Origin of the sequence: Anaerosporobacter sp. (assembly GCF_031551385.1) — a bacterium.
GTDB lineage: Bacteria > Bacillota > Clostridia > Lachnospirales > Lachnospiraceae > Anaerosporobacter.
On record NZ_JAVBNS010000143.1, the window covers coordinates 1 to 3,792 of the forward strand.

Genomic DNA, 3,792 nt, shown 5'->3' on the forward strand with positions numbered 1-3,792 from the left:
TGACTCTAAACTTCCATATTTTAAACCGCTTGGCTTTGAAAACTTAGAAGTGATTAGAAGTGAGCAAATAGCGGAAGGTGAAGAAGGCTTGGAGGGCTTTGTTCCAGGCCTAATGGCCATGTCTGGTGAGCAAGCAGAAGAGTTTACTTTGGATTCTGTGAATATGGATTCTGTCAATAAAGAGGCTGAGCGTATCATTGATAAAGCGAATGAAGAAGCACAGAGTATTGTGTTAGATGCTAAAGTGGAAGCAGAGCAGATTACGGAAGAAGCGAAGGATGTTGGCTTTCAACAAGGATACGAAGATGGCAAAGCAGAAATGTTGAAGTTGCAAGAAGACTTGAAGAAACAAATTCAAGATAATGCAAGAGAACAGCAAAGAGTATTGCAGTCGATCGAACCACAATATACGAATCTAGTGGTGCAGTTATTGAAAAAATTAACAGGAGTTGTTTCTTCTGAATATAAATCAGTAATATTGCATTTGATTCAAAAAACTCTTGAAGAAAATGAAAATGAAGAAAACTATTGTATTCGTGTATCAAAAGCAGATTATGAATATGTAAAGAGTAAAACAGATTCCATAAAGTCGCTTTTGAAAGAAAGTGCGAGTATTGAAATTACGATTGATAATAAGCTTGAGAAATCACAATGTTTTATTGAAACGGATACAAGTGTAATTGAATGTAGTTTAGATGTTCAATTAGAGAATTTAATTACAGACTTGCGTTTTTTAGCAGGAATATAGAAGAATAAAAGAAAGCAGGTAATCCATTGAGTGTGATAGACTTTAATAAATACACAGAATTGCTTGACAAAAAGTACGAGCGTAGGCTTGGAAAAGTTGTTAAAGTTGTTGGTCTTACAATTGAATCTATTGGTCCAAATGCAAATCTGAATGATTTGTGTGTGATTACCTCGCAAGACAAGTCGCAGAAGATTATGGCTGAAGTAGTAGGATTTAAAGATAATAGAATTCTACTAATGCCATATGGCAATGTGGAAGGTGTAGGAATTGGTAGTATGGTAGAGAGTACACATCAACCATTGCAAGTGCGAGTTGGTGATGAATTACTTGGTAAGACATTAGATGGTTTAGGGATACCGATTGATGGTACTGAGTTACATACAACGATGTCTTATCCTGTTGCTGCTGAACCTCCTGATCCATTGAAGAGAAAACTAATCGATTCTGTATTGTCTCTTGGAGTTAAAGCGGTAGATGGATTACTTACTGTTGGTAAAGGGCAAAGAATAGGAATATTTGCTGGTAGTGGTGTTGGTAAGAGTACATTACTTGGTATGTTTGCGAGAAATACAAAAGCGGATATTAACGTTATCGCATTAATTGGAGAGCGTGGTAGAGAGGTTCGAGAGTTTATTGAACGAGATTTGGGTGAAGAAGGTATGCGCAGGTCAATTATTGTTGTAGCAACTTCAGATAAACCTGCCTTGATTCGTAATAAAGCTGCAAAGACGGCAACGGCAATTGCAGAGTACTTTAGAGATCAAGGAAAAGATGTCTTGCTTATGATGGATTCTCTTACTCGTTTTTCTATGGCTCAAAGAGAGATTGGTTTAGCGTCTGGTGAACCTCCAGTTTCGCGAGGATATCCACCAAGTGTATATTCGGAGATGCCAAAATTACTTGAACGTGCTGGTAACTCAGAGATTGGTTCTATTACAGGATTGTATACAGTTTTAGTTGATGGTGATGATTTTAATGAGCCGATTACAGATACAGCCAGAGGTATTCTAGATGGGCATATTGTATTGTCGAGAAAGCTAGGACACAAAAATCATTATCCAGCGATTGATGTATTACAGAGTATTTCCCGTGTTATGAGTGCTATTGCTACAAAGGGACACAAAGTAGATGCCGGAAAGCTAAAGAATGTACTTGCAACATATAGTGAGGCAGAAGATTTAATTAATATAGGTGCTTATAAGTCTGGATCTAATAAAAACATAGACTATGCAATTGATAAAATTGATGAGGTAAATGGATTCCTTATGCAAGGTGTTGATGAAAAATTTGATTTTGATGAGGTTACTTCCTTGTTAGGAAATATATTTGAAGAATAGGTGATAACGTGGCTAAGTTTATATATACGATGCAGAATATACTTGATATTAAGTACAAGTTAGAAGATCAACAAAAAACAGCGTTTTCACTAGCAAGACAGAAGTTAACAAGAGAAGAACAAAAATTGGAAGAACTAAACACAAAGAAACAAAAGTACCAACAAGAGTTAAAGATGCAGATGCAATCGTTACTGAATGTACGAGACATTAAGTGGTATGAAGATGCTGTTGAAACAATGAAGTATAAAGTTAGAATACAGATGCTTATTGTGAAACGTGCAGAGAATGAGTTAGAGGCTGCAAGAATAAAACTAACCGAAATTATGGTTGATCGAAAAACTCATGAGAAGTTAAAAGAGAATGAGTTTGAAGAATTTAAAAATGAGCTAAATTCTATTGAAAAAAAGGAAGTTGATGAATTAGTAAGTTTCAAATATAACAATAATACGGTAAGTAGTGAGGAAGATTAGGTATGGCAAAAAACAAGAATGAAAATGAGATGGAACTGGATAATGAAGAAAAAGGTGGAAGTCGAATCCTTACAGTGTTGATAGCTGTCCTTATAGTCTTAATATGGCTTGCAGTTTTTGCTGTATTAGTAAAGTTCGACGTTGGAGGTTTTGGATCAGGAGTTTTACGTCCGATTCTGAAAGATGTACCTGTTATTAATAGAATATTACCAGATGTATCAGACGATGTAGTAGCAGAAGAAAACGATTATGAATACAACGATATTGCAAAAGCAAACGCTAGAATTAAAGAACTAGAAAGACAGTTAGAAAACAGTCAAGGTTCGAATGCTACGAATGACAGCACTATTTTGAGTTTACAAGCGGAAAATGCAAGACTACAAGTGTTTGAAGATAATCAATTAGAATATGAGCGAAAGCTTAAGGAATTCAATGAAGAAGTAGTGTTTGCAGAGCAAGCACCTGATATTGAAGAATATAAGAAGTTTTATGAAGAAATCGAACCTACGAATGCAGGTGAGATTTATCGTCAAGTATTAGAACAACTTGCGGCAGATGAATTGATACAAGAGCAAGCGGATCGTTTTGCTAAGATGGATCCAAAGGTAGCAGCGCAAACAATGCAAGAGATGACAGGTGATATTAAGTTAGTATGTCAAATATTAAAAGCAATGAAGCCAGCGCAAAGTGCTGTCATTATGGATGAGATGGATCCTTTATTCAATGCGAAAGTAGCTAAGAGACTTTCAACGCTTGAAGGCAATTAAATTGATACTAGAACCTATCTTAAGATAGGTTTTAGATATAAATTATAATAATGAAAGGAGGACAAACATGAAAGCAAGTGAAGTGATGTCGCAGATATCCTCAATGGCAAGTTACCAGGCAGGGGCAAGAGCAAATACGGCAAATAATACTAATTTCCAAGATGTAATGGATAGTAATTTACAATCAAAACAGGAAAAGGGTAGCAACGCAGTAGAAAAAAAACCAACTGCATCAAGTAACTCAAATGATTTGAAGGATAACAATGCTAGTAAAAAAGTAGCTAGCAATGCGAAAAAGTCTGATTCAACAAAAGCTACAAACAATGCAAGTAATAGCAAAAATGTAATTGCAGATAAAGTAGAACAGTTGAATACAGAAATTAAAAACACAGTAAAAGACAGCCTTGGAATTACAGAAGAACAATTAGAAGATATTATGTCTACATTGGGCTTAAATTATCTTCAATTAC

General features: G+C 35.4%; 5 protein-coding genes. All 5 read left to right on the forward strand.

The genetic code is table 11. From position 1 onward, the window contains the following. The coding region (locus RMR19_RS11810) for a FliH/SctL family protein (protein ID WP_310603692.1) at positions 1-748 on the forward strand (748 nt) is incomplete at its 5' end. Between the two features lie 32 nt (positions 749-780). Continuing rightward, positions 781-2,085 carry a flagellar protein export ATPase FliI gene (gene fliI / locus RMR19_RS11815; RefSeq protein WP_310603696.1) on the forward strand — a complete coding sequence of 435 codons (1,305 nt, stop codon included), beginning with the start codon at positions 781-783 and terminating at the stop codon, positions 2,083-2,085. A gap of 29 nt (positions 2,086-2,114) precedes the next feature. Beyond that, positions 2,115-2,555 (forward strand): flagellar export protein FliJ, encoded by a 441-nt coding sequence (gene fliJ, locus RMR19_RS11820; RefSeq protein ID WP_310603693.1) that lies wholly within the window; start codon positions 2,115-2,117, stop codon positions 2,553-2,555. Between the two features lie 2 nt (positions 2,556-2,557). After that, complete coding sequence (locus RMR19_RS11825) at positions 2,558-3,322, forward strand: hypothetical protein (RefSeq protein ID WP_310603694.1); 765 nt, start codon at positions 2,558-2,560, stop codon at positions 3,320-3,322. Positions 3,323-3,389: 67 nt separating this feature from the next. Then, positions 3,390-3,792, forward strand: a 403-nt coding sequence (locus tag RMR19_RS11830) for a hypothetical protein (RefSeq protein WP_310603695.1), incomplete at its 3' end; no start/stop codon positions are given.